23 protein-coding genes, 1 other RNA gene and 2 pseudogenes are annotated in these 25610 nt (G+C 68.5%); 13 read left to right on the top strand and 13 right to left on the bottom strand.

Translation table 11 applies throughout. The features are described 5' to 3' along the window. Window position 1 precedes the first annotated feature (1 nt). The 4 genes from pstB (at window position 2) to phoR (ending at window position 3781) form a co-directional block, all read left to right on the top strand. On the top strand, window positions 2–802 hold the full coding sequence (gene pstB / locus GT347_RS02485; protein WP_160555190.1) for a phosphate ABC transporter ATP-binding protein PstB: 801 nt from the start codon (window positions 2–4) through the stop codon (window positions 800–802). Window positions 803–815: 13 nt separating this feature from the next. Then, a complete protein-coding gene (gene phoU, locus GT347_RS02480) occupies window positions 816–1517 on the top strand; it encodes a phosphate signaling complex protein PhoU (protein WP_160550469.1) in 702 nt (233 codons plus the stop codon). Between the two features lie 127 nt (window positions 1518–1644). After that, complete coding sequence (gene phoB, locus GT347_RS02475; protein ID WP_160550468.1) at window positions 1645–2370, top strand: phosphate regulon transcriptional regulator PhoB; 726 nt, start codon at window positions 1645–1647, stop codon at window positions 2368–2370. Between the two features lie 13 nt (window positions 2371–2383). After that, window positions 2384–3781 (top strand): phosphate regulon sensor histidine kinase PhoR, encoded by a 1398-nt coding sequence (gene phoR, locus GT347_RS02470; RefSeq protein ID WP_160550467.1) that lies wholly within the window; start codon window positions 2384–2386, stop codon window positions 3779–3781. A gap of 4 nt (window positions 3782–3785) precedes the next feature. Here phoR and GT347_RS02465 read toward each other — a convergent pair whose 3' ends face one another. From GT347_RS02465 to trxA, 6 genes and pseudogenes are all read right to left on the bottom strand, one after another. Continuing rightward, the gene (locus GT347_RS02465; protein ID WP_160550466.1) at window positions 3786–5150 is read right to left on the bottom strand and encodes an MATE family efflux transporter; all 1365 of its coding nucleotides are present in this window, start codon (window positions 5148–5150) and stop codon (window positions 3786–3788) included. A 6-nt stretch (window positions 5151–5156) separates the two neighbouring features. Next, window positions 5157–6880 (bottom strand): annotated as a pseudogene (locus tag GT347_RS02460) (hypothetical protein). A gap of 117 nt (window positions 6881–6997) precedes the next feature. Beyond that, complete coding sequence (locus GT347_RS02455) at window positions 6998–7267, bottom strand: type B 50S ribosomal protein L31 (RefSeq protein WP_160550465.1); 270 nt, start codon at window positions 7265–7267, stop codon at window positions 6998–7000. Window positions 7268–7359: 92 nt separating this feature from the next. After that, a complete protein-coding gene (locus GT347_RS02450; RefSeq protein ID WP_160550464.1) occupies window positions 7360–9144 on the bottom strand; it encodes a thiamine pyrophosphate-requiring protein in 1785 nt (594 codons plus the stop codon). A gap of 122 nt (window positions 9145–9266) precedes the next feature. Next, entirely contained in the window at window positions 9267–10529 is a 1263-nt protein-coding gene (gene rho / locus GT347_RS02445) for a transcription termination factor Rho (RefSeq protein WP_160550463.1), read from the bottom strand. A 231-nt stretch (window positions 10530–10760) separates the two neighbouring features. Then, window positions 10761–11096, bottom strand: a complete 336-nt coding sequence (gene trxA, locus GT347_RS02440) for a thioredoxin TrxA (protein WP_160550462.1) — start codon at window positions 11094–11096, stop codon at window positions 10761–10763. Window positions 11097–11298: 202 nt separating this feature from the next. Here trxA and GT347_RS02435 point away from each other — a divergent pair, with 202 nt between their 5' ends. Beyond that, a complete protein-coding gene (locus GT347_RS02435) occupies window positions 11299–12591 on the top strand; it encodes a TIGR03862 family flavoprotein (protein WP_160550461.1) in 1293 nt (430 codons plus the stop codon). Between the two features lie 45 nt (window positions 12592–12636). Here GT347_RS02435 and ffs read toward each other — a convergent pair. Next, window positions 12637–12732, bottom strand: an RNA gene (ffs, locus tag GT347_RS02430) — signal recognition particle sRNA small type. 50 nt (window positions 12733–12782) lie between these two features. Further along, window positions 12783–13904, bottom strand: a complete 1122-nt coding sequence (locus tag GT347_RS02425) for an AIR synthase-related protein (RefSeq protein WP_160550460.1) — start codon at window positions 13902–13904, stop codon at window positions 12783–12785. A 68-nt stretch (window positions 13905–13972) separates the two neighbouring features. Between GT347_RS02425 and dnaX the strand changes: the two are divergent. The 6 genes and pseudogenes from dnaX to GT347_RS02400 form a co-directional block, all read left to right on the top strand. Beyond that, a pseudogene (gene dnaX / locus GT347_RS02420) lies at window positions 13973–15229 on the top strand (DNA polymerase III subunit gamma/tau); the annotation flags it as partial. A 317-nt stretch (window positions 15230–15546) separates the two neighbouring features. Beyond that, a complete protein-coding gene (locus GT347_RS28005) occupies window positions 15547–16095 on the top strand; it encodes a DNA polymerase III subunit gamma/tau C-terminal domain-containing protein (protein WP_407704158.1) in 549 nt (182 codons plus the stop codon). A gap of 56 nt (window positions 16096–16151) precedes the next feature. Beyond that, window positions 16152–16484, top strand: coding sequence for a YbaB/EbfC family nucleoid-associated protein (locus GT347_RS02415; RefSeq protein ID WP_160550459.1), 333 nt, complete (start codon window positions 16152–16154; stop codon window positions 16482–16484). A gap of 9 nt (window positions 16485–16493) precedes the next feature. Beyond that, the gene (recR, locus tag GT347_RS02410) at window positions 16494–17084 is read left to right on the top strand and encodes a recombination mediator RecR (RefSeq protein ID WP_160550458.1); all 591 of its coding nucleotides are present in this window, start codon (window positions 16494–16496) and stop codon (window positions 17082–17084) included. 17 nt (window positions 17085–17101) lie between these two features. Further along, window positions 17102–17500 (top strand): MAPEG family protein, encoded by a 399-nt coding sequence (locus GT347_RS02405; protein WP_160550457.1) that lies wholly within the window; start codon window positions 17102–17104, stop codon window positions 17498–17500. Window positions 17501–17586: 86 nt separating this feature from the next. Continuing rightward, complete coding sequence (locus tag GT347_RS02400; RefSeq protein ID WP_160550456.1) at window positions 17587–18645, top strand: ABC transporter substrate-binding protein; 1059 nt, start codon at window positions 17587–17589, stop codon at window positions 18643–18645. Between the two features lie 13 nt (window positions 18646–18658). On the opposite strand, the gene GT347_RS02395 is transcribed toward GT347_RS02400, so the two are convergent. After that, entirely contained in the window at window positions 18659–18922 is a 264-nt protein-coding gene (locus tag GT347_RS02395; RefSeq protein WP_229722634.1) for a SemiSWEET transporter, read from the bottom strand. A 119-nt stretch (window positions 18923–19041) separates the two neighbouring features. Further along, window positions 19042–19395 (bottom strand): hypothetical protein, encoded by a 354-nt coding sequence (locus GT347_RS02390; RefSeq protein WP_160550455.1) that lies wholly within the window; start codon window positions 19393–19395, stop codon window positions 19042–19044. Between the two features lie 281 nt (window positions 19396–19676). Between GT347_RS02390 and GT347_RS02385 the strand changes: the two genes are divergently transcribed. Continuing rightward, on the top strand, window positions 19677–21233 hold the full coding sequence (locus GT347_RS02385) for a methyl-accepting chemotaxis protein (RefSeq protein WP_229722632.1): 1557 nt from the start codon (window positions 19677–19679) through the stop codon (window positions 21231–21233). Window positions 21234–21251: 18 nt separating this feature from the next. On the opposite strand, the gene GT347_RS02380 is transcribed toward GT347_RS02385, so the two are convergent. Beyond that, window positions 21252–22886: an adenylate/guanylate cyclase domain-containing protein gene (locus tag GT347_RS02380; protein ID WP_160550453.1), complete on the bottom strand. Its 1635-nt coding sequence runs from the start codon at window positions 22884–22886 to the stop codon at window positions 21252–21254. A 42-nt stretch (window positions 22887–22928) separates the two neighbouring features. Here GT347_RS02380 and GT347_RS02375 point away from each other — a divergent pair, with 42 nt between their 5' ends. Beyond that, window positions 22929–23651, top strand: coding sequence for a Crp/Fnr family transcriptional regulator (locus GT347_RS02375; RefSeq protein WP_160550452.1), 723 nt, complete (start codon window positions 22929–22931; stop codon window positions 23649–23651). A 13-nt stretch (window positions 23652–23664) separates the two neighbouring features. Here the strand turns inward: GT347_RS02375 and GT347_RS02370 are convergent, their stop codons facing one another. Both GT347_RS02370 and GT347_RS02365 read right to left on the bottom strand, forming a co-directional pair. Continuing rightward, the gene (locus GT347_RS02370; RefSeq protein WP_160550451.1) at window positions 23665–24099 is read right to left on the bottom strand and encodes a DoxX family protein; all 435 of its coding nucleotides are present in this window, start codon (window positions 24097–24099) and stop codon (window positions 23665–23667) included. A gap of 209 nt (window positions 24100–24308) precedes the next feature. Then, a complete protein-coding gene (locus tag GT347_RS02365) occupies window positions 24309–25592 on the bottom strand; it encodes a hypothetical protein (protein ID WP_160550450.1) in 1284 nt (427 codons plus the stop codon). Window positions 25593–25610: the final 18 nt, after the last annotated feature.

Below are 25610 nucleotides of genomic sequence, written 5' to 3'. Positions count from 1 at the left end.
GATGTCTCCCCCGGTGCGCCAGCAGCAGGCCGGCAAGCCCTCGGCCGGTCCTTCCAAGATCTCGGTCAAGGACCTGAATTTCTACTACGGCAAGTTCCACGCCCTCAAGGGCATCAACATGGAAATCCCGGAGAAGAAGGTCACCGCCTTCATCGGCCCGTCCGGCTGCGGCAAGTCCACGCTGCTGCGCACCTTCAACCGCATGTACGAGCTCTATCCGGAGCAGCGCGCCGAAGGCCAGATCATTCTCGACGGCGAGAACCTGCTGACCTCCAAGCAGGACGTGGCCCTGATCCGCGCCAAGGTCGGCATGGTGTTCCAGAAGCCGACGCCGTTTCCCATGTCCATCCGCGACAACATCGCCTTCGGCGTGAAGCTGTTCGAGGACCTGAACGCCACCGACATGGACGAGCGCATCGAATGGGCGCTGCGCAAGGCCGCGCTGTGGACCGAGGTCAAGGACAAGCTCAACCAGAGCGGCTCGGGCCTGTCCGGCGGCCAGCAGCAGCGCCTGTGCATCGCACGCGGCATCGCCATCCGCCCGGAAGTGCTGCTGCTCGACGAACCCTGCTCGGCGCTCGACCCGATTTCCACCGCCAAGGTGGAAGAGCTCATCGCCGAACTCAAGAATGACTACACGGTAGTCATCGTCACGCATAACATGCAGCAGGCCGCACGCTGCAGCGACTACACCGCCTATATGTACCTGGGCGACCTGGTCGAATTCGGCGAAACGGAACAGATGTTCTTCAAGCCCCAGCGCAAAGAGACCGAAGACTACATCACCGGCCGTTTCGGCTGAGCAGGAGCCCTACATGCCAGACAAGCACCTCTCGACCCAGTTCGACAGCGAACTCAACGGCGTCTCCTCGCGGGTGATGGAGCTCGGCGGCCTGGTCGAATCCCAGATCCGCCAGGCGATCTATGCCCTGTCGCAGTTCAGCACCGAAGTCGCCGACGAAGTCGTCGAGACCGAAGTGCGGGTGAACGCGATGGAAGTGCAGATCGACCACGAGCTGTCCTCCATCATCGCCCGCCGCCAGCCGACCGCACGTGACCTGCGCCTGCTGATCGCGATCTCCAAGACCACCGCCAACCTGGAACGGGTGGGCGACGAGGCCAACAAGATCGCGCGCATGGCCAAGTCCATCATCGAGAGCGGTTCGGCCCGCACCCTGCCGTCGTCCGACCTGCGGGTGGCCGGCGACCTGGCCTCGGGCCTGCTGCGCAAGGCTCTGGACGCCTTCGCCCGCCTGGACGTCACCGCCGCCGTCAGCATCCTCAAGGAAGACGACCTGATCGACCGCGAGTTCGACGGCTTCGTGCGCAAGCTGGTCACCTACATGATGGAAGACCCGCGCACCATCTCGGCCAGCCTCGACCTGCTGTTCCTGGCCAAGGCCATCGAGCGCATCGGCGACCATGCCAAGAACATCGCCGAATTCATCATCTACATCGTCAAGGGAACGGATGTGCGCCACACCTCGATGCAGGTCATCGAGTCGGCCATTCAATGACTCGCCCCCAGGCTTGCCCACTTCGTGTGGCCGCCAACCCCCTGCCGGGGGCAACACCCGCGGCCTGGCAAAGCCAGTTCCGCGGTGTTCCCCGTAAAAGCTCTTTAGTCAATCAAGCGATGGTTCCATGAAGAAACTGCCCCTGGTGCTGATCGTCGAGGATGAGTCGGCGATCGCCGAACTCATCGCCGTCAATCTGCGCCACAACGGCTTCCAGCCCGTCTGGGCCGAAGACGGCGAAGCCGCCCAGCGCGAACTCGACGCGGTCCTGCCCGACGTGATCCTGCTGGACTGGATGCTGCCCGGCACCAGCGGCCTGATGCTGGCGCGCAAGTGGCGCGCCGATGCCCGTACCAAGACCGTTCCCATCCTGATGCTGACCGCGCGCGGCGACGAGCCCGACAAGGTCGCCGGCCTGGACGCCGGTGCCGACGACTACATCACCAAGCCTTTCTCCACCCAGGAACTGCTGGCGCGCATCCGCGCCGTGCTGCGCCGCCGGGCGCCCGAGCAGCTGGCCGACACGGTCTCGCTCGGCCCGCTGGTGCTGGATGCGGCCACGCATCGCGTGAGCTACGACGGCCAGCCGCTGAAGGTGGCGCCGACCGAATTCAAGCTGCTGCACTACCTCATGCGCCATGCGGAACGGGTGCACAGCCGCACCCAGCTGCTCGACAAGGTGTGGGGCGACCATGTCTTCATCGAGGAACGCACGGTGGATGTGCATGTGAAGCGCCTGCGCGAGGCGCTGGGCTCGGCCGGCATCATGGTCGAGACGGTGCGCGGCGCCGGCTACCGCGCCACCGCGCAGCCGGCCGTGCTGCAGGCCCAGGCACAGGCCCAGCCACAGTGAGCCTGGCAGCGCAATGATCGCCAGGCTTCTGGGTTTCGTGGCCTGGCAGCTGGCCGGTATCGCCGTCGGCGTGTGGTTCGCGCTGCGCGGCGCGCAGGGCTGGGGCGTGTGGCATGTGGCTTTCTGCGTCGCCGCCGGCATGGTGCTGGCCGGTTGGCTGCGCTTCGCGGTGGAGCTGCGGCCGGCGCTGCGCCTGCTGTCCTGGATGCGCGAAGGCGCCACCGCCTCCGATGCGCCGGTGCTGCGAGGCGTCTGGGGTGAGCTGGTGGACCGCTCGCGCCGCCGCGCCCGCGAGTCCGAACGCGCGCTGGAACAAAGCCAGGCCCGCCTGGACGACATCCTGGAAGCCCTGCAGGCCTCGCCCAACGGCGTGGTGCTGCTCGACGCCCAGGGCCATATCGAATGGTGCAACCAGATGGCCACCGAGCACTTCGGCATCGAGGCGCAGCGCGACCTGATGCAGTCGATCGGCAATCTGGTGCGCGATCCGGCCTTCGTGGCCTACTGGTCGCACGGGGATTTCTCTTCCGGCATCACCATGCCGGGCAGCCGCAGCACCGCGGCGCGGCCGATCCGGCTGGCGGTGAACCTGCACCGCTACGGCGAGGGCCGCACGCTGATCCTGTCGCGCGACGTCACCGCGGTCGAACAGGCCGAGGCCATGCGGCGCGATTTCGTGGCCAATGTGTCGCACGAGATCCGCACGCCGCTGACGGTGCTGACCGGTTTCGTCGAAACCCTGCAGACCTTGCCGCTGGAAGTCTCCGAACGCGCCCATTACCTGAACCTGATGGCGCAGCAGGCCAGCCGCATGCAGGGAGTGGTGAGCGATCTGCTGACCTTGTCGCGCCTGGAGGGCAGTCCGCCGCCGGGTCGCAGCGAATCGGTGCCGGTGGCGCAGCTGATGACGCAGGGCGAGCAGGAAGGGCAAGCCTTGTCCACCGTGCTCGGCCGCAAGCACACGCTGGTGTTTCCCGAGACGGAGACTCTGGGCAACGCGGCCCTGCTGGGCGCCTCGCAGGAGCTGCGCAGCGCGCTGTCCAACCTGGTGGGCAATGCGATCCGCTACACGCCGGCCGGCGGCACCATCACCGTGACCTGGACGGTGCTGGACGGCCGCGAACCCGGCCGCGGCGCCGCCGGCGAGGGCGAACTCGCGGTGCGCGACAGCGGCCCTGGCATCGCCTCGGAACACATTCCGCGCCTGACCGAGCGCTTCTACCGCGTCGACCGCAGCCGTTCGCGCGAAACCGGCGGCACAGGCCTGGGCCTGGCCATCGTCAAGCATGTGATGCAGCGCCACGGCGGGCGCCTGCGCATCGCCAGCCAGCCGGGTGCGGGCTCGACCTTCGCCCTGGTGTTCCCGCCGATGCGGGTGCGCAGCGAAGCGCCGGTGGTCGCCGGCAAATAGGCGCTCAGGCGCGGCGCCTGAGCGTCAGCGCCAGCATGGTCGAGAAGGCCAGGGCGGTCAGCCACAAGGCGCTGCCGCCCGCCATCCAGAAGGCCTGCGGCGATTGCCGCGCCGGGCCGAACAGCCCGGTGTAGGCCAGCGCATAGCCGCCGCCCAGGCCCACGCCCCAGAGCATCAGCGCATAGACCACGAAGGTCGACACGGTGATGCGCCAGCAGCGCAGCACGAAGGCGCAGAAGCACTGGATCGCATCGCCCAGATGGAAGAAGGCCACCCAGCCCAGCAGGCTGGCGGCCAGCGCCGCGACCGCCGGGTTGCCGGTGTAGAGGCCGGCGATGGCGCCGCGCGCGAAGAACAACACCCCCGCGAGGCCCACGGCCAGGCAGGCGGTCGTCTTCATGCCGGTGCCCACCGCCTGTCGGGCACGTTCGGGCTGCACTGCGCCCAGCCAGTAGCCGACCCGGGCGCTGGTGGCGATCGCCAGCGACAGCGGCACCATGTAGAGCATGCCGACCATGCTGGCGGCGATCTGGTGGGCGGCGGTGGGCACCGTGCCCTGGCGGGCGATGAACAAGGCCATCAGCGTGAGCGAGGTGACGTCCACCAGATACGACAGCCCGGCCGGCACACCCAGCCGCGCGAAGGCCGCCAGCGTGGGGCCGTGCGGCGGCTCGATGCGCCGCCACAGGCCGTATTCGCGGTAGAGCGGCTGCCAGCGCAGCAGGGCCAGCGACACCCCGGCCATCAGCATGTAGACGATCAGCGTGGCCCAGGCGCAGCCCACCGCGCCCATCGCGGGCACCGGCCCGCCGCCCAGCGCCAGCCAGACCGACAGCGGCAGCTTGACCACCAGCGAAGCCAGCTGCAGCCAGGTCACCAGCACCGGCCGGCCCAGGCTCTGGTTCAGGGTGCCGTAGATGCGGAACATCAGCGCGAAGGGCAGGGCGGCGGCCAGGATGCGCAGATAGGCGCCCACCTCGGCCTGCATCGGCATCGGCACCTGCATCACCCGCAGCAGCGGGCCGGGCGCCAGCAAGAGCAGCACGCCGAACAGCGAAGCCAGCAGCCAAAGATAGACCGACTGCCGCACCGAGCGGCCGAGCGCCTCGCGCTGCTGCCCGCCATGCTGCTGGGCCCACACCGGCAGCAGCGACTGGATCACCCCGGTGAGCGCCACATAGATGCTGACGTAGACCGCCGAGCCGATCGAAAGCGCGGCCAGCGAGGCATCGGAATACCGCCCGGCGACGATGGTGTCGGTCAGCCCGAAAGCCATCACCGCCATCTGGCCGGCCAGCACCGTCAGGGCATGGCGCGCGATGGCGCCGAATTCGCCGGCCTGCGCGGCCGGACGGGACAGAAAAGCCATCGGTTCCTAGTGCGCCTGCGCGCGGCGGTAGAGCACCACGGTGTCCTTGCGGTCCGCCGGCCGGGCGACTGCCTCGACCTGGCTCCAGCCGCCGATCACCAGGGCCGCGCGCACCTCCGGCGAGGGCCTGGCCAGCGGGCCGTCGGCATCGATCAGCGCCCAGCGGCAATGCGGCGAGACGGTGCCCAGCGGTATCAGGCGCAGGCCGCCGTGATACTGGAAGGCGGCGATCTGGGCCCGGCTGAAGCCCTGGAACTCCACGCAGTCCGCCGTGCCGGTCAGCGCCACCACCCGCTCCACCTGCGCGGCATAGCTGCGTGCGTAGTCGAGCAGCGGCAGCCAGAGGGTCATCAGCAGCAGCCAGCCAAGCCCTGCGCCGCCGGCCGGCAGCACCATGCTTTTCCACAGCGCGTGGCGATGGCGCCCCACGCGCCACCACACCAGCGCGCCCCAGGCCACGGTGGCCAGCAGCGCGAGCACCAGGGCCGGCAGCGAGAAACTGGCCACGAAGCCCGGCGCCAGCTTGGCGACGTTGGCCGCCGGCTGGCGCGGCCAGCCGGTCTGCATGGCGATGTAGATCACCCAGATGACGATGGCGCCGCCGGTGAAGAAGAGCAGGGTGAACCAGTCGATCAGCGCACTCACGCTGCGGCTGAGGGTGGGCAGCGAGAAGGCGGCCAGGGCGGCCAGGGCGGGCAGGCCCAGCAGCAGGGCGCGGTCGGCCGGCTCGGTCGCCACCGTCGCGGCGATGGTGGTCAGGGCGAAGCCGATGGGCAGCAGCAGGTGGCGGTGCAGCGTGCCGCCCAGCCACTGGCGCCGCCAGCGCCACAGCGTGAGCACGGCCAGTGGCCAGCAGGGCCAGGTGAACCACAGCAGCAGACGGCTCAGGCTGCGCCATTCGCCGTCTTCCAGTGTGGCGATGCGCCAGCGCCAGAGGTTCAGCGACCCGGCCAGCACGGCGGCCAGTACCACGAAGGCGGCGGTGATGGCGGCATTGCGGCGAAAGCGCTGTGCCTGTTCGGGCGGCACTTCGAGGTCGCGCGATTCCAGCCAGGCCAGCAGCGCGCCGCCGCTGCCGAAAAACACAGCGAGCGCCGGCGCGCCCGACAGCACCAGGCCCCCAGGCCCGCCGCCAGGCTGACGGTGGACAGCCGGGGCCGCCAGGGCGCGGCCGCCAGGGCGAGAAAGGTCAGGGTGGAGAAGGCCAGTTGGGTGAGATAGGCCGTACCCTCATGCGCCAGCTGCGCCAGGCCCAGGCAGGCGATCAGCGCCAGCAGGCCGCCATCGGCGATGGCGCGGCCGTAGTCCTTGGGCAGGGCTTCGCCGCCGAAGGCGAAGGCCACCGGCTGGGCGCGGGGATGGCGGGCCAGGGTGTAGACCGCGTACCAGGTGGCGGTGAGTGTCAGCGCCAGCAGGATGCCGAAGGGCACACGCGCCACGAAGTCGGGCGGCAGCCAGGCCGGCGCGATCTTCAGCGCCCAGGCGCCCAGCCAGTAGGGCAGCAGGCCGTCGGTTTCGGGCGGCAGTCCGCCCAGGGTGGGATTGAGCCAGCTGGTGTGGCCGCGCGCCAGCTCCAGCATGTAGCCGAAGGCGCTGATGTCGGCGTTCTTCCAGGGGCCGCGGCCCACGAATCCGGCCAGCACCCAGGCCACGCAGAAGGCCAGCAGCAGCGGCCGCGGCAGCCGACGCACGGCACTCTGGGCAACGATGGCGGGAGAGGGGAGATTCACGCGGACGAGTTTGGCATAAGCGCATGAAGCGCAGGCAAAGCCGGGATGGCTCCGGCGGCCGGGCAAAAAAAAGCGCGGACCAGCCGCGCTCTTCTTTTATCCCGCGAGGGGAGCCGATTACTTGGCAGCGACCGTACCGGTGGTCTTGCCGAAACGGTTGCGGAAGCGCTCGACGCGGCCGCCCATGTTGTCGACCGACTTCTGAGTGCCGGTGTAGAAGGGGTGCGATTCGCTGGAGGTGTCCAGCTTGAACAGCGGCAGCTCGCGGCCGTCTTCGGTGGTGCCGGTTTCGCGCGTGTTGACGCAGGAGCGCGTCACGAACTTGAAGCCGTTGGACAGGTCCACGAAAAGCACTTCGCGGTAGTTGGGGTGAATGCCTTCTTTCATGGCGCAAATCCTTCTGGGTCTGTTGCAGTAGCCACGTCGCAAACCGATGCGATGCACTTGCTGCTGATTAGCCCACGATTATCGCACGCGGATCAGTTCCTGGCAAAGAAGCGGCTGAAGAGCTGCCGTACCGTGTTGCCGATGATCGAGCCTTCGCGCGGATCGCCCTTGATCAGCGTCTCGGTGAAATGCTTGGCCTGCTCCAGGGTGATGTGCGGCGGCAGCGGCGCCACTTCCGGATCGGTGCGCACTTCCAGCACCACCGGGCGGTCGCTGGCGAGGGCTGCTTCCCAGGCGCCGGCCAGGCCCTCTGGCGTGTCCACATAGATGCCGCGCAGGCCTATCAGTTCGGCGAAGCGGTGGTAGGCCACGTCCGGCAGCACCTGGGTGGCCTCGAACTTGGGATTGCCTTCCATGATGCGTTGCTCCCAGGTCACCTGGTTCAGGTCCTGGTTGTTGAGCACCATCACGATGAAACGCGGGTCGGACCATTGCTTCCAGTACTTCACCACCGTGATCAGCTCGGCCATGTTGTTCATCTGCATGGCGCCGTCGCCGACCAGCGCGATCACCGGCCGTTCGGGAAAGGCGAACTTGGCGGCGATGGCATAAGGCACCGCCGCGCCCATGGAGGCCAGGCCGCCGGACAGCGAGGCCATCATGCCGCGGCGCATCTTGAGGTCGCGGGCATACCAGTTGGCGCAGGAGCCGGAGTCGCTGGTCAGGATGCTCATCTCCGGCAGGCGCGGCGAGAGTTCGGTGAACACGCGCTGGGGATTGACAGGCTTGGCGTCGACCATCGCGCGGTCGAGCAGCTTGCGGTCGAAGTCGCGCACCCAGCCTTCGATGTCCTCGCGCCAGCTCGTGTCGGACTTGGGCTGGAGCAGCGGCAGCAGGGCGCGCAGGGTCGGCGCCACATCGCCTGTCAGGTTGACCTCCATCGGGTAGCGCACCGACAGCATGCCCGGGTCCAGGTCCACCTGCACGCCGCGCGCCGCGCCTTCCTTGGGCAGGAATTCGGCATAAGGAAAGCCGGAGCCCAGCATCAGCAGCGTGTCGCAGCCCTGCATCAGCTTATCGCTGGGCTCGGTGCCCAGCAGGCCGATCGAGCCGGTCACCCAGGGCAGGTCGTCGGGCAGCACCTGCTTGCCGAGCAGGGCCTTGGCCGCGCCGGCCTGCAGGCAGTCGGCCAGGGCGATGATTTCCTCGGTCGCGTTCTTGCCGCCCGCGCCGACCAGCAGTGCCACCTTCTTGCCGGCGTTCAGCACCTCGGCGGCGCGCTGCAGGTCCTCCGCCGTGGGCACCACGACCGGCGCCGACCAGCCCACGCCCGAGAACACCGAGCCATGCTTGCGCGGCGGCTGCTCCATCGGCATTTCCTGGAGATCGTTCGGCACGATCAGTGCCGTCACCCGGCGGCGGCCCATGGCGATGCGCACCGCACGGTCGACCAGGTGCCGCATCTGCGAAGGCACCATGGCGGTCTCGCAGAAGTCGCCCGCCACGTCCTTGAAGAGGGAAGGCAGATCCACTTCCTGCTGGTAGTGCGAGCCGATGGCCGTGCGTGCCTGCTGGCCGGCGATGGCCAGCACCGGCACATGGTCCAGCCGCGCGTCGTACAGCCCGGTCACCAGGTGCGCCGCGCCCGGGCCGGAGGTGGCGATGCACACGCCCAGTTCACCGGTGAACTTGGCATGCGCGCTGGCCATGAAAGCCGCCATCTCCTCGTGCCGCACCTGGATGAATTCGATCTTTCCATCCATGCGCTGCAGGCCGCCGAGCAGTCCGTTGATGCCGTCGCCGGGATAGCCGAACACCCGCCGCACGCCGCATTGGTGGAGCCGTTCCCAGAAAAAATCGCCGACCGTCTGTGCCATGTTGGTACTCCTTGCGGACCATGGTGCGGCGGGTCGGGAGCAGGCATGTAACCTGCCGCTTCGACCGGTCGGAAACGAAAAAACCGGGCGCTGGGCCCGGCTTTCGTGAGGCGTGGGGCTGCTCAGCCGCCGCGGCGCATCATGTCGAAGAAATCGACATTGGTCTTGGTGGCCTTCATGTTCTTGATCATGAGTTCCATCGACTCGATCTCGTCCATGTTGTACATGAACTGGCGCAGGATGCGGGTCTTCTGCAGGATCTCGGGCGCCAGCAGCAGTTCCTCGCGGCGGGTGCCGGACTTGTTCAGCTCGATCGCCGGGAACACGCGCTTCTCGTAGAGGCGGCGGTTCAGGTGGATTTCGCTGTTGCCGGTGCCCTTGAACTCTTCGAAGATCACTTCGTCCATGCGGCTGCCGGTGTCGACCAGCGCGGTGGCGATGATGGTCAGCGAGCCGCCTTCCTCGACCTTGCGGGCCGCGCCGAAGAAGCGCTTGGGCCGCTGCAGGGCGTTGGAATCGACACCGCCCGACAGCACCTTGCCGGAGGAGGGCACGACGTTGTTGTAGGCGCGGGCCAGGCGGGTGATGGAGTCCAGCAGGATCACCACGTCCTTCTTCAGCTCGACCAGGCGCTTGGCGCGCTCGATCACCATCTCGGCCACGTGCACGTGGCGGGCGGCCGGCTCGTCGAAGGTCGAGGCGATGATCTCGCCCTTGACCGTGCGCTGCATTTCCGTCACTTCTTCCGGCCGCTCGTCGACCAGCAGCACCATCAGGTGCACGTCCGGATTGTTGGCGGTGATGGCGTGGGCGATGTGCTGCATCATCATCGTCTTGCCGCTCTTGGGCGGCGCCACGATCAGCGCGCGCTGGCCGCGGCCGATGGGGGCGATGATGTCGATGATGCGGCCGGTGATGTTCTCCTCGCCCTTCATGTCCCGTTCGAGCTTCATCTGCTCCTTGGGGAACAAGGGCGTCAGGTTCTCGAACATGACCTTGTGCTTGTTGTTCTCGGCCGGGCTGCCGTTGACGATGTCGAGCTTGGTCAGCGCGAAGTAGCGTTCGCCGTCCTTGGGCGTGCGGACTTCACCCTCGATCATGTCGCCGGTGTGCAGGTTGAAGCGCCGCACCTGGCTGGGCGAGATGTAGATGTCGTCCGTGCTGGCGGTGAAGCTGGTGTCCGGGCTGCGCAGGAAACCGAAGCCGTCGGGCAGGATTTCGAGCACGCCGTCGGCAAAGATCTGTTCGCCGGCCTTTGCGCGCTTCTTGATGATCGCGAACATCAGCTCCTGCTTGCGCATGCGGCCGGTGTTTTCGATTTCGAGGTCGTCGGCCTGCTTGAGGACCTCCGACACGTGCAGTGCCTTGAGTTCGTTAAGGTGCATTTGAGGACTCCGCGAGGAGTGTCAGGTGCTGATCTGTCGGGGGGATGAGGCCTGTGCGAGAGAGTTCTCGCGGAGCCGGGAAAGGCAGCCGGGGATGCAGTTTTTGCTCGCCGACCGAAAACTGATTATGACAGCAAAAAACGGCTTGCCGCCAGGCGTTCGGGCTTGGCTCCCTCCGCCTACAAAACAGCCGCCGGGACCGGTGTCGGTCGCGGCGGCTGTGGGGGCCTGTCAGGCGGCCAGTTGCTCGTCCAGGAAGGCCGTCAGCTGCGCCTTGCTCAGCGCGCCGACCTTGGTGGCGGCCAGCTGGCCGCCCTTGAACAGCATCAGGGTGGGGATGCCGCGGATGCCGAACTTGGCGGGGATGTCGCGGTTCTCGTCCACGTTCATCTTGGCGATCTGCAGCTTGTCCTCATAGCTCTTCGAGACTTCGTCGAGGATGGGGGCGATCATCTTGCAGGGGCCGCACCATTCGGCCCAGTAATCGACCAGCACGGGTTTTTCCGACTGCAGCACGTCGCTTTCGAAGGAAGAGTCGGAGATATGTTTGATGAGGTCGCTTGCCATTGCGAGGTTCCTGTCTTTGGGATGGATGGATCGCTGAAGTGGCGGTGATTGTGACAGAAGGCAATGCCCGGCGTCGGTGGGCCGAGGCTATTGCCGGCATAGGAAAAAAGGCCTTTGGCGCGGCTGCGTGAGAATACGCCCCCGCCGCAACGGCGCCGCCTTTCCGGCCGCGTCCCGGACGGGCTTTTGACGGCGACCGCGCATGACCGATTTTTCCGATTCCCTTTCTTCTTCCCGCGCGGACCAGGCGCCCATCGTCGTGGTGGGTGCGGGCCCGGCCGGCCTGATGGCCGCCGAGACACTGGCGGCGGCGGGTCTGCCGGTGGTGGTGTACGACCGCATGCCCTCGGCCGGGCGCAAGTTCCTGCTGGCCGGCAAGGGCGGCCTCAACCTCACGCATTCGGAGCCGGCCGAGCTCTTCGCCACGCGTTATGCGGCTCGACGTGAACAGGTCGAGCCGCTGCTGCGGCGCCTGGATGCGCAGGCGCTGCGCGACTGGGCGCAGGGCCTGGGCGTGGAAACCTTCGTCGGCAGCTCCGGCCGGGTCTTTCCGAAAGACATGAAGGCCGCGCCGCTGCTGCGCGCCTGGCTGCACCGGTTGCGGGCTTCGGGCGTGGTGTTCCACATGCGCCATCGCTGGCTGGGCTTCGGGCCGGCACAGGCCGACGGTTCCCATGCCCTGCGTTTCGAGTCGGCCGAAGGCGAGAGCCTGGTGCAGGCCCGCGCCGTCGTACTGGCCCTGGGCGGCGCCAGCTGGGCGCGCCTGGGCTCGGACGGCGCCTGGGCCGCGCCGCTGGCGGAGCAGGGCGTGCCGATCGCGCCGCTGCTGCCGGCCAACTGCGGCTTCGATGTGCAGGGCCGCGATCCCCAGGCGCCCGGCTGGAGCCCCTTCTTCACCGAACGCTTCGCCGGCCAGCCCTTCAAGTCGGTGGCGCTGCGCTTCGAGGACTTCTCACGTCGCGGCGAATTCGTCGCCACCGCCACCGGCGTGGAAGGCAGCCTGGTCTACGCCGCCTCGGCATTGCTGCGCGACGCCATCGCCCGCGACGGCAGCGCGACCTTCCACCTGGACCTGCTGCCCGACTTCACGCCCGCGCGGGTGCTGGCCGAGGTGCGCCATCCGCGCGGCTCGCGTTCCTTGTCCAGTCACCTCAAGAGCCGCCTCGGCCTGGACGGCATCAAGTCGGCCGTGCTGCACGAGCTGCTCGACAAGGGCGCCATGGCGAATGCCGAGACACTGGCTACCGCCATCAAGTCGCTGCCCATCGTGCTGCGCGCCACCCGGCCGATCGACGAAGCCATCAGCACCGCCGGCGGCGTGGCGTTCGAAGGACTGGACGCGGCCCTGATGCTGCGCGGACTGCCGGGCGTGTTCTGCGCAGGCGAGATGCTGGACTGGGAAGCCCCGACCGGTGGCTACCTGCTGACCGCCTGCATGGCCGGTGGCAAGGTGGCGGGCGAGGGTGCCGCAGCTTGGGTGGAGCGCCTGGCCTGAAACGAAAAAGCCCGGCGACTGCCGGGCTTTGTTTCGATGAATGAGGTTGACGAGCCCTACCCCGGCACTGAGTCCACAGTTAGGGCTGCTTGGTTCCCCACCTGACCCGGTTGGCCGCTTCCCCATGCGAGGAGGCCCGTCAGCCTGCATTCTAACCGGCTGGAGAAGCCCTTTCGGGCCGGCCGGGAAAATCAGCGCAGCTGCAGGTCTTCGGTTCCGAAGGTCACATCGATCGGCTCGATCACCACCTGCTTCGGGCCCGCTTCCACGCGGCCGGCGACGATGGCGGCGATGCCTTGCGCCTGCGCCACTTCCACCGTGCGCTGTGCATCCTCGGCCTTCACGAAGATGGCGAAGCCGGCACCCATGTTGAAGGTGCTGTAGGCCTCGCGGTCGTCCTGCTGGGCGTGCTTCTGGATGAACTGCAGCACCGGCGTGACCGGCGGCACCGCCTCGATGCGGTAGGTGAAGGCCGAGGGATGGCGCAGCAGCTTGCGCCAGCCGTGGCCGGTGATGTTGGCGCAGTACTTCATGGCGATGCCGGCCTTGGCCAGGGCTTCGGTCACCGGCGAGTACAGGATGGTGGGCGCCAGCAGGGCTTCGCCGTAGGACAGGCGCGGCTCGACCTCGGTCAGGTAACCCTCGGGCAGCCGCTCGACCAGTTTGCGCGCCAGCGACAGGCCATTGGCATGGATGCCGCTCGATGCCAGCAGCACGATGGCATCACCCTCGGCCAGGTCGTCGCCCACCGACAGGCGCGACTTGGGGCTGATGATGCCGGTGCAGGATGCCGCCAGGTCGATGCGGTCGCCTTCCACGATGCCGGCCAGCGCCGGCGTCTCGCCGCCGCCCCAGGCCACGCTGCAGGTGTCGCAGGCCTTCTTCCAGCCGGCCACCAGCGCCTGGGCGCGGGCCTTGTCGCCGAACCAGTCGCTGCCGCCGGCCGCCCAGTAGGCCTGCACCACCAGCGGCGTGGCGCCGACGGTGATCAGGTCGTTGACGGCCATGGCGATGGTGTCCTGCGCGATGCCCTCGTACCAGCTGCGGCCGGTGAGCTCGGCCATGGCGTCGGCCACCAGCACCTTGCTGCCCAGGCATTCGACGATGCTGGCCAGGTAGAAGGGGCCGACATCGACCACATAGGCCGATTCACCGCGCGAGGCGGCCACCTCGGTGAAACCGTGGCCGCCCAGGTGCACCGCGGTGGCGGCGGCGGCGCGCTGGGCGCTCACCTTCAGCGGGTCGATCAGGTCGTAATTGACGCCGGCCTGTTCGTAGCTCAGCGTGTCGGGGTTGGTGGAGGCAGAAGTCATGGGCGCGGATTATCCCCGCAGCCGCGCCTTGCCCGGATCGGCATGTGGCCGGTCCTTAGAATGGCGGGATGTCCTATCTCGTGCTCGCCCGCAAATACCGCTCCCGGAACTTCTCCGAAATGGTGGGGCAGGAGCACGTCGTGCAGGCGTTGTCCAACGCCCTGCAGACCCAGCGCCTGCACCACGCCTATCTCTTCACCGGCACCCGCGGCGTGGGCAAGACGACCGTCTCGCGCATCCTGGCCAAGGCCCTCAACTGCGTGGGGCCGGACGGCACCGGCGGCATCACCGATGCGCCCTGCGGCGTCTGCCAGGCCTGCCGCGACATCGATGCCGGCCGCTTCGTCGATTACACCGAGCTCGACGCCGCCTCCAACCGCGGGGTGGACGAAGTCCAGTCGCTGCTGGAGCAGGCCGTCTACAAGCCGGTGGCCGGCCGCTTCAAGGTCTTCATGATCGACGAAGTCCACATGCTCACCAACACCGCCTTCAACGCGATGCTGAAGACGCTGGAGGAGCCGCCCGAATACCTGAAGTTCGTGCTGGCCACGACCGATCCGCAGAAGGTGCCGGTGACGGTGCTCTCGCGTTGCCTGCAGTTCAACCTGCGGCCGATGGCGCCGGAGACGGTCGAGGCCCACCTGGCCGACGTGCTGGGCCGCGAGAACGTGGCCGCCGATGCCCAGGCCATGCGCCTGCTGGCCCGCGCCGCGCGCGGCTCGATGCGCGATGCGCTGTCGCTGACCGACCAGGCGATCGCCTTCGGTGCCGGCGAGGTGCGCGAGGACACGGTGCGCCGCATGCTGGGCAGCGTGGACCGCTCCCATGTCTTCAGCCTGATCGGCGCGCTGGGCGAGGGCGACGGCTTGACGGTGGTCGAGACGGTCGAGGCGCTGCGCGCCAACGGCCTGTCCGCCGCTTCCACGCTCGAAGAGATGGCGGCGGTGCTGCAGTCCATGGCGGTGCTGCAGGCCGTGCCGCAGCGCGCCGCCGCGCCGGCCGATGCCGAGGCCGCCGAGACGGCGCGCCTGGCCGATGCCATGCCCGCCGACGAGACCCAGCTGCTCTACAGCATCTGCCTGCATGGCCGGGCCGAGCTGGGCCTGGCGCCGGACGAATACGCGGCGCTGACCATGGTGCTGCTGCGCCTGTTGGCCTTCAAGCCCGCGCCAGACGCGGCATCGGCGGAAAAAAAAACTCTGAAAGCAGCCGCGCGGCCGCCTGAGGCGCCGCGAAAGGCTGTTTCCGAGGCGCCGGCCGCGGCTGTTCCGGCCCCCGCCGTGGCGGCCGCGACGCCCCCGCCGGCGCCCGTGCCTGCTCCTTCACCGGAAGTGCAGCCGGCGGTGGCCGAGCCGGAAGTGCTGGTCGATCCGGACGGCGATGGCGACATCGTCGTGCCGGCCGGGACCGATGCCGCCCCCGTGCTGCCAACGCCCGAGCCCGCTGCAGCTGAACCGGAACCGGAACCAGCAGCCGCCGCTCCGGCCGCCGAGCCCGCACCCCAGCCCCACGACGATTCCGAGCCCCCGCCTTTCTACGAAGAAGGCGATCCAGGCCTGGACGACGCCCCTTCCACCCCGCCCGCCGCCCGCCCGCCCGCATCCCCCCGCCGCTGGCCGCGCTGCCGGTGCGGGACCAGGGCATGCGCCCATCCCCCAATATGCAGCGCCGCGAGATGCCGCCCGCCGACGATGTCGTCGCCGTGCCGGTGCGCGAGCAGCCCACCGCCGGCCTGCGCACCGGCCCGCGTTCCGATCCTGCCGCGGCCGCCACCTTCACTCCCACGCCTGAGGGCGAGATCTGGTACGCCGCCGTGCGCGGCCTGGTGCGGGCCGAGGCCATCAATGCCCTGGTACGTGAGCTGGCCCTGCAATCGCAGCTCGTCGCCCGCGACGGCCAGCACTGGATGCTGCGGGTGGAAAGCGCCTCGCTCAACCAGGCCAGCACCCGCGAGCGTTTGCGCGCCGCGCTGGCCGCGGCCGGCCATGCCGATATGCTCTCGGTGGAGGTCGGCCATGTCATCGACAGCCCGGCGCGCCGCAATGCCGCCGCCGCCAGCGCCCGCCAGCGCCAGGCCGAGGAGATCGTCACCAGCGATCCCTTCGTGCAGGAGATGATGCGGGACTTCGGGGCGAAAATCGTCCCCGGCTCCCTCAAGGTCAGGCCCTTGCAGGACAGCGCTTCGGCCTGATCTGCACGGCTGTTTTTTCTTTCCCCGTTTCACCCAGTCATCAAGGATTTTTCGCCATGTTCAACAAGGGACAGCTCGCCGGCCTCATGAAGCAGGCCCAGGCCATGCAGGACAACCTGAAGAAGGCCCAGGACGAACTCGCCAACGTCGAAGTCGAAGGCGAATCCGGCGCCGGTCTCGTCAAGGTGCTGATGACCTGCAAGCACGACGTCAAGCGCATCACCATCGACCCCAGCCTGTTGGCCGAGGACAAGGACATGCTCGAAGACCTGGTCGCCGCCGCCTTCAACGCCGCCGTGCGCAAGGCCGAGGAAACCTCGCAGGAAAAAATGGGCAAGATCACCGCCGGCATGCCGGGCCTTCCCGGCGGCATGAAGTTCCCCTTCTGATCGCCCCGCATGGCTGACCTGGGCTCCGTCGACGCCTTGATCGACGCCCTGCGCCGCCTGCCCGGCGTGGGCGCCAAGTCGGCCTCGCGCATGGCCTTCCACCTGCTGCAGCACGACCGGCCCGGCGCCCAGCTGCTGTCGCAGGCGCTGCACCGGGCCAGCACCAGCGTGCGCCACTGCGCGCGCTGCCACACCTTCACCGAGGCCGAGATCTGCCCGGTGTGCAGCGATCCCGAACGCGATGCCACCCGCTTGTGCGTGGTCGAGACCCCGGCCGACCAGGCCGCGCTGGAGCGCACCGGTGCCTACCGCGGGCTGTACTTCGTGCTGATGGGTCGGCTCTCGCCGCTCGACGGCATAGGCCCCAAGGACATCGGCCTGCAGCAACTCTTCGACCGCGCCGCCGACGGCATCACCGAAGAGGTCATCCTGGCCACCAACTTCACCGCCGAAGGCGAGGCCACCGCGCACGTGGTGTCCGAGGGCCTCAAGACCCGCGGCCTGCGCACCACCCGCCTGTCGCGCGGCGTGCCGGTGGGCAGCGAACTCGAATACGTCGACCTGGGCACCATCGCCCACGCGCTGGCCGACCGGCGCTGAACACCGCAGGACATCCGATGCACGAGCTTCCCCATTTCACGCTGGCCTACTGGTGCGTGCTGTTCGCCGCGCTGCTGCCCATCGTGTGCGCCGGCATCGCCAAGGGCGGCAAGTCCGCTGGTTTCGACAACCGCGATCCACGGGCCTGGCTGGCGCAGCAGCAGGGCTACCGGGCACGCGCCAATGCGGCCCAGACCAACTGCTTCGAGAACCTGCCCTTCTTCATCGGCGCGGTCGTCATCGCGCACCAGCTGCAGGCCGCGCAGGGCTGGGTGGATGCGCTGGCCCTGGCCTACATCGTGCTGCGCATCGGCTATGTCGCCGCCTATCTCGCCAACCTCGCCAGCCTGCGCAGCGCGGTCTACCTGCTGGCCTTCGCCGTCAACGTGGGCCTGCTCTTCGTCGGTTACCGCTGAGCCTTCGCCCGCCGGCCCCGGATTAACCCGGGGCGGGGATGTCCCGGATTCGCCCCGCCGTGGTGCGGACTTAAGCTGATCCCGCCATGGCCAGCCTCCCGTCCTTCCGGCCCAGCCGCCGGCTCTTCACCGCCGGCGCGGCGCTGGCCGGCGTCGGCCTGGGCGTGCCCTTGCTGCTGCGTGCACAGGACCGCATCGAAAGGCCCGCGCTGCGCATCTGCGTCGGCGAAAAAGCCAGCTTCTACCACCTACCGCTGAGCATCGCCGAGCGCCTGGGCTACTTCGCCGCCGCCGGCCTGCAGGTGCAGATCGACGACTACGGCAGCGGCGCCGCCGCGCTGCAGGCGCTGCTGTCGGGCCGCGCCGATGTCTGCGCCGGCGCCTTCAAGCACACGCTCAGCCTGCAGAGCCGCCACCAGTACTGCACCGCCTTCGTGCTCGAAGGCAGGGCGCCGCAGGTGGTCACCGGGGTCTCGCTGCGTTCGCTGCCGGACTACAAACAGCTCGAAGACCTGCGCAACCGGCGCATCGGCGTCTCGGCCCTGGGCGCCACCACCCACCTGGCCGCCACGCTGGTGGTGGCGCGGGCCAACCTCAGGCCGTCGGATGTGAGTTTCGTGCCGGTCGGCCTGGGCGCCTCGGCCGCGCAGGCGGTGCGCAGCGGCCAGGTCGACGCCATCGTCACGCTCGATCCGCTCATCACCCAGCTGGAGCAGAAGGGCGAGGTCTGCGTGGTCAGCGACACCCGCACCCTGAAGGACACGAAGTCGCTCTTCGGCGGCCCCATGCCCGCCGGCTGCCTGTACGCGCCCGAAGCCTTCCTGCGCCAGGCGCCGCACACCACCCAGGCCCTGGCGGACGCCATGGTGCGCGCCCTCAAATGGCTGCAGACCGCCAGCCCCGGCGACATCCTCAAGACCGTGCCGCCGCCCTATCTGCAGAACGACCGGGCGCTGTATCTCGCCGCCTTCCAGAAGCTGCGCGAGGCGATCTCGCCGGACGGCCTGATACCGGAGGAGGGCGCGGCCACGGTGCTGCGCGCGGCCGCCGGCTTCGAGCCCGAGCTGGCGCAGGCCCATCTGGAGACCGGGCGCCTGTTCACCAACGAGTTCGCGCGGCGCGCCAAGCAGCGCTACGAGGCCTGAGCAGGCAGGTTGCCTATTTCGTGCCGCTGTAGCGGATTCGGAACCCCAGCAGCAGGCAGTTGACGATCACCGAAAACGAGTTCGTCAGGATCACCGGCCAGTCCCCGCGCGCGATGCCATAGGCCACCCACAGCGCGAGGCCGGCGATCAGCACCACGATCATCACGACCGATACCTCCTCGGCCTGCTTGTCGCGAATCACCTTGAAGAGCTGCGGCAGCATCGAGCAGGACGTCAGCACACCCGCGGCCATGCCCATTCCTTGTGTCCAGTCCATCTGCTGTCTTGCTCCGGCGTTTCGGTCAAAACATGCATCAGGCACTGACCAGCACCAATGGCGGTGTCAGACAGGCCAGCGGCTTGCTGCAGCCGCTGGCCGCGTCGTGGCCGATGTGTTTACTCAGCCTTGTTGGCCGAAGCCGGGCCGCTGGCCATCGCCGCGCCATCCTGGCCTTGCACACGGCGTAGTTCGGCGAACCAGGCCGGGCCGCTGCGGGCGGCGCGGTAGCGGGTCATGGCGCGGGCATAGCCCGGCACGCCGGCCTCGGCCGACTGGTTGCCGGCATAGGTCGAGAGTCCGGACTGCAGCCACAGATTGCGGTCGGCCTCGACCTCGGCGCGGCTGAGCGACGGGCCGGCCGGCGCCGCGGTGGCGACGGCCGCGCTGTCGGCCTCCTGCGCGAAGGCCGAGCCGGCGAAAGCCAGCGTCAGGGCAGCGGAGAAAAGGGCGAGAGTCCTGGATGTTTTCATGGCGATGGATTCCTGGTGTCGAGTCTGTTTTGGCGGGCTCCGGGAAAGCCGGAACCACGCAGCAGAGTCTGGCCGTCCGTCGCCTGGCGGGCTGTGCGCCAGCGCACCGGTTTTGGTGAAAGTCGCCCGGGCACGTTCATTGCTGGCTTGCTGCGAGCCTGCGCGCCCGCATCCGGCCAAAAGATAATGGGCTCACGGTCCCCACGGGCTCGACCGCGGCGCGGATGGTCCGCACGCACTGCCCCACGACTTCTTCCGCCCCCCAAACCCCAAGGCATTCCGTGCAACTCAGCAGACTCCGCATCGGCACCCGACTCGGCGGTGCATTCGCCGCGATCATCATCCTTTCGGCCGCCATGCTGGCGGTGGCGGTCTGGAGCCTCAACGACATCGCCGCCTCCACCCGCGCGATGATGGCCACGCCGCTGGCCAAGGAGCGCCTGACGGAGGAGTGGTCGCGCAACATGATGTCGGTGATGAGCCGGATCAAGGCGATCAGCCGGGCCAGCGATCCGGATCTGGAGAAGACCTTCACCGAAGAGGCCAAGGCCTCCTCGGCGCGCAGCGCGGAGATCGCCAAGGCGATCCAGGCCTTCCCGATGGATGCCACCGAGAAGAAGCTGTTCGAGAACATCGAGAGCACCCGCAAGGTCTACATCTCGGTGCGCGAACGCATGATGACGGCCAAGCGCGAGGGCAATGCCGACGAGGCCCGGCGCATCCTGAACAGCGAATTCGAACCCTCGATACCGCCTTATGTCGCGGCCATGCAGGCCTATGTGGACCAGCAGCGTTCGGCCATCGACGAGGTGGCGAAGTCCATCGACGCCGAGATCGCCGCCAGCCGCCTGCGCCTGGCCGGCATCGGTGTGCTCATGCTGGTGCTGGCCCTGGTGCTGGCCCGCGTGCTGACGCGCTCCATCACCGTGCCGGTGGCCGCGGCCGCCACGCTGGCCAACGACATCGCCAACGGCGACCTGTCGCAGCGCATCGTGGTGGAGGGCCGGGACGAACTCTCCGAACTGATGGCCTCGCTGCGCGGCATGAACGCCAGCCTGAGCCGGATCGTGTCCGAGGTGCGCCAGTCGGCCGACATCATCCGCACCACCAGCGCCGAAGTGGCGTCCAGCAACGGCGACATGAGCCGGCGCACCGAATCCCAGGCCAGCGCTATCGAGGAAACCGCGGCCTCCATGGAAGAGCTGAACTCCACCGTCAGGCAGAACGCCGACAACGCCACGCAGGCCAACCGGCTCGCGCTGGCGGCGCGCACGGTGGCGGTGGACGGCGGCGGCGTGACCTCCGAGATGGTGGGCACGATGAAGGACATCCACGACAGCTCGCACCGCATCGTGGACATCATCGGCGTGATCGACGGCATCGCCTTTCAGACCAACATCCTGGCCCTCAATGCCGCGGTCGAGGCCGCGCGCGCAGGCGAGCAGGGACGCGGCTTCGCCGTGGTGGCCAGCGAGGTGCGCAGCCTGGCCGGGCGCTCGGCGGCGGCGGCCAAGGAGATCAAGGGACTGATCGGCAGCAGCGTCGAGCGGGTGTCGCGCGGCACCGGCCTGGCCGACCAGTCGGGCCGGGCGATGGAGGAGATCGTCGATTCGATCAAGCGGGTGGCCGACATCATGGGCGAGATCAGCGCGGCCAGCGCCGAGCAGACGGCGGGCGTGCAGCAGATCGGCGAGGCGGTCAACCAGATGGACCAGTCGATCCAGCAGAACGCCGCCATGGTCGAGCAGAGCACGGCGGCGGCGGAGAGCCTGCGTGAGCAGGCCCAGGCGCTGGTGCGGGTGGTCGAGGTGTTCCGGCTGGGGCAGGCGCAGCACTGAGCGGCGGCCCTTGCTCTTTCAGGCGAGGGCGGCGTGCAGCACGTCCAGGGGCTCGCCGCGGCCGCGCACGTTCACCCGCTCCACCTCGCCGGGCGGCACCGGCAGCCCGGCCTGCTGCGCCACGAAGACCGACATCACCAGTCGCCCGGCCGAGGTCTTGGAATGGTCCTGCAGCCGGCTCGCGGTGTTGACCACCTCGCCCACCGCGCTGAAGGTGGTGCTGTCCTGCCAGCCCACCTCGGCCACCACCGCGCGGCCGGCATGCAGGCCCATGCCGAAGGCGATCGGCTGGCCGAACTCGCGCTCGAAGGCGGCGCTCCATGCATCCATGCGCTGGCCGATCAGGCGGGCGGCGGCCACGGCCTGGCGGCAGGCGGTGGGCAGGTCGGTCTCCAGGCCGAAGATGGCCATCACGCTGTCGCCGATGAACTGGTTGGCGGTGCCGCCGCTGTCCTGCACCGCACCGCCGACGATCTCGAAATAGCGGTCCAGCGTGTAGACCAAGTCGAAAGGCCACTGGCGCTCCGACAGGCCGGACCAGCGCCGCAGGTCCACGAAGAGGATGGCCACGTCGCGCTCGCGGCCCACCCGGCCGGCGGCCTCGCGGGCGCCGGGCACAAAGAGCGGCAGCACGGTGATGTCGGCCAGCGGCCGCAGCTGGCAGGCCAGGCGTACGTCGGGCGGTGCCTTGACCCGGGCCAGGGTCTGGGCTTCGTCGTGGCCCATGGCCGGCAGCGCCGAGGCCGGGCCGTTCACCCGCACGCGGCAGGTGGAGCAGCGGGCGCGCCCGCCGCAGACCGAGAGATGGGCGATGCCATGCTCGCGGCTGGCCTCCAGCACGCTCCAGCCGCGCGGCACACGCAGCTGCCGGCCGGGGTAGTGCAGGGTGATCCAGGCCTGCGGCGCCGCACGCTGCCAGCGCGCGCGCAGCGCCCTCGATGCCAGCAGCAGGGCGAGCAGCACCAGGTAGACGGCAGAACCGGTACGCGCCACCTGCGAGGCGGCCGCGCTCTGGGCGGCGGTGGGCATTTGCGCCGGGGCTCCGGTCCAGGCGATCTCGCGGCCCATGGCCACGAAACCCAGGGTGGCCAGCACCGGCAGCAGCACCATCAGGCAGAGCACGAGGGGGAACATCCGCCGCCAGGCCATCCGCGCCCGCAGCGCCATGTGCAGGCCCAGGCAGCCATGGGCCCAGGCGGCCGCCATCATGCAGAGCTGGAAGGCGGCCGCGCGGGGGCTCCAGATGCCGCGGATCGCCCGTGCGTAGTCCGGGTCCAGCCCGTAGGCCTCGTAGGCCCAGCGCATCGCCGCCAGATGGCCGGCCAGCAGCAGGGGCAGGGCGAAACCCAGCAGGATGCGGATCGCCTCGGTGGCCGGCAGGCGCAGGCTGCGCCGCTCCCACACCCCCACGAAGGCCAGCACCAGGTGCAGGCTGGCCGCGCCGTACAGCAGCAGGCTGCCGAAGGCGCCGTGCCAGAAGCCGCGCACCAGTGCCAGCACGAGATCGGCCACGGCCAGCGATACCAGCCCCAGCGCATGGTCCAGCAGATGCAGCCCGGTATAGGCCAGCAGCACCAGGCCGCTGGCCCAGCGCAGCTGGCGCTGGCCGGGAAACCGGGCGGGCAGGGAACGGTGGGACGGGGCGTCGCTCATACGGGAGTCCCTCAGCATAATTCAGCGCCCACACCCGCCTGCATGAACCAGCCTCCCCGCCGATCCAGCCTCGCCCTGCGCGGCATCGAACTCTTCGCCGGCTTGTCCGACAGCCGGCTCGACCAGCTCGCCCAGGACTGCGCCTGGCACCAGGTGGCGGCCCGCCATCCGCTGCTGCTGCGCTCGTCCGCGGGCGATGCGGCGGGGCGCGAGCCGGAGGTGTTCTTCATCGTTTCGGGCCAGGTGCGCATCGCCATCTATTCGGCCGGCGGCCGGCAGGTGACCTTCCGCGACCATGGCCCGGGCGAACTGTTCGGCGACTTGGCGGCGATCGACGAAGGCCCGCGTTCGGCCGATGTCTTCACGCTGGAGCCCTGCACCGTGGCCAGCCTGGGCCGCGGCGCCTTCATGGCCCTGATGCGAGATGAACCGGTGGTGGCCGAACGCATGCTGCGCCGGCTGGCGGCGCTGGTGCGGCAATTGAGCGAGCGGGTGATCGAGCTGAGCACCCTGGCCGTGGGCGATCGCCTGCAGGCCGAGTTGCTGCGCCTGGCGCGCGAGGTCGGCGTGACCGGCAAGCAGGCGAGGCTGGAACCCGCGCCGCGCCATGCGGCGCTGGCCAGCCAGATCAGCACCAACCGCGAGCAGGTGACGCGGGAGCTGGCCTTGCTGGTCCGCGCCGGCCTGCTGCAGAAGGAGGCCGGCGCGCTGGTGGTGACCGATGTCGAGGCCCTGGCGCGCCGGGTCGGCGACGCGCGGGGCTAGGCCGGTTCGGCGCCTAGTTGAAGCGGCCGTTGACGCCGCCCACGCTGTAGCGGCCCGCGCCCAGCAGCGCGATCGCCACGGCGGTGAACAGGAAGAAGCCCTGCAGCTCCAGCGCCCAGCCGCCCTGTTTGCCCAGGGTGAAGATCTGGCTCATGTGCACCAGGCTGAAAGCCACCAGCATGTTGACCACCACGATCAGCGCGGCCGGCCGGGTGAACAGGCCGATGATCAGCAGCACGGGGGCCACCACCTCGCCGATGTAGACACCGTAGGCGACGAAACTCGGCAGCCCTGCCTGCTGCACCAGTCCGAGCACGAAGCCCGGGCCGCTCTGCAGCTTGGCGATGCCGTGCAGCAGCGTCAGGCTGCCGAGCAGCAGGCGCAGCACCAGCTTGGCTGCATCCTCGCGGCTCTGTTGGGGAAGGGCGACGACGTTGGTGGTGCTCATGGGAGTTTCTGGAGTTCAGGGCTGTGGAAAGACCGGAGTCTGCCTCCGGCGGCCGGCGCGAGTATGTGCGTAAACGCACCACCGGCACCAGCTCGCTTCACCCGTGCAATGCCAGGCCGCCCCCGGGATGCTCCTGAATTATTTGTTTTTGCACATTGGCAGCATGCCGGCCCAGTCCTGAAAAATCGCCACACCGCGCCGGCAATGCGTCAAAAGCCAGGGCGGCGCGGCTGGAAGCTGTTCTGGCTCATTTCCGGTGGCATCTCGAACATATCGTCGAACTGGCGCGTCGCGTGCTTTTTTTCGAGTGACTCCCGCATCGCGGCTTTCAGCTGGTTTCTCTGTTTTTTATGCGGCGACTCATAAGGCGGGCACTCCGGGGCGCTCTTTCTCAGATGCCACCATTGAAACTCCTTGGTGAGGACATTGCCCGACCCGCAGTTGCGCCCCTTGACGTTGGGGCTCAGCAGGCCTTGGAAGTTGAATGGCGCCGCTTGCAATTCATCGAGCGAGAATATCGGATCGATCACATGTTTCGCGCGCCTGCCCACCATGTAAGCCTTGTGCGTGAACCAGTTCCCATGGCATTGCCCGGGCTTGGGCTGGACCATCTTGGGGCCGAAATTCGCGCGATTCTGCACCGGACCGAAAAGCACCACCGTTGCGCCACAGGGCGCGTATCTCATGACGTCTTCATTGCTGGGATAGGAGTAGACACCACTCATCGAGGGCTTGCTGTGAAAATGGAGGAACACTGAGGACATCCCGCCCCGAAAGCCGCTGCGTCTCCACCCTTCCTCTTCGGGGTTGTCTGCCTCCGCATCCATCTGCGCCGCCTCGGAGCGCACCATGTTCAGGATGCTGGCCGGGGTCTGGGTGAATGGAAAGCCCGAGGCCACCATCTTGTAGCCGGACACCTCGGCCCATCCCTCCAGTGCCCGCACGAAGGTGGACGCGGGCTGCGAGCGCACGATATGCGCTTCGAAATCGTTGAGCAGCGGTTTGATTTGCTGGGCAAAATCCCTGCCGTTGCGCAGCGCCTGAGTCGATAGCGGCGTTTCGGGCGCTGGCACGGACAGGTCGGGCAGGCCCACCTCGTGCCTAAACCCCTGCACCGAATAGCGCGCGGCGGTCTCCAGATCCTCCTTGGACGCAGTCGCCACCCGTTTGGCCCTTGGCATCGCCCGTGGTTGATCGAAGCCGGCGTCTTCAACACCGGATCGGCTGTGCATTCCGAGCAGTTCCGCTGTTTCCCAGCCGATTTCCTGCGGGGGAAGACGGTTCTGGTCGAGAACAGGAACTGGCCGGTGTTTCAGAGGCTGCGGTGCGTCGGCTTTCGCCCGCATAAGCTCCAAAATTTCAATGGCCACCGGGCCCAGACCGCCGAATGAACGCAAGTCCGGGCTGATGGTGCCTATAGGGTCCAATGGTTTATTGAAAAGCGACCCGGTCGGGTTGGGGGCGCCCGATGTCGCCTTGGCGGTGGAAAGCATGGTGTTTCCTTTTTTTGA

The sequence above is a fragment of the Xylophilus rhododendri genome (genome assembly GCF_009906855.1).
GTDB lineage: Bacteria > Pseudomonadota > Gammaproteobacteria > Burkholderiales > Burkholderiaceae_C > Xylophilus > Xylophilus rhododendri.
The sequence above is the reverse complement of the archived record's forward strand: the minus strand, read 5'-3'. Positions and strand labels throughout refer to the sequence as shown.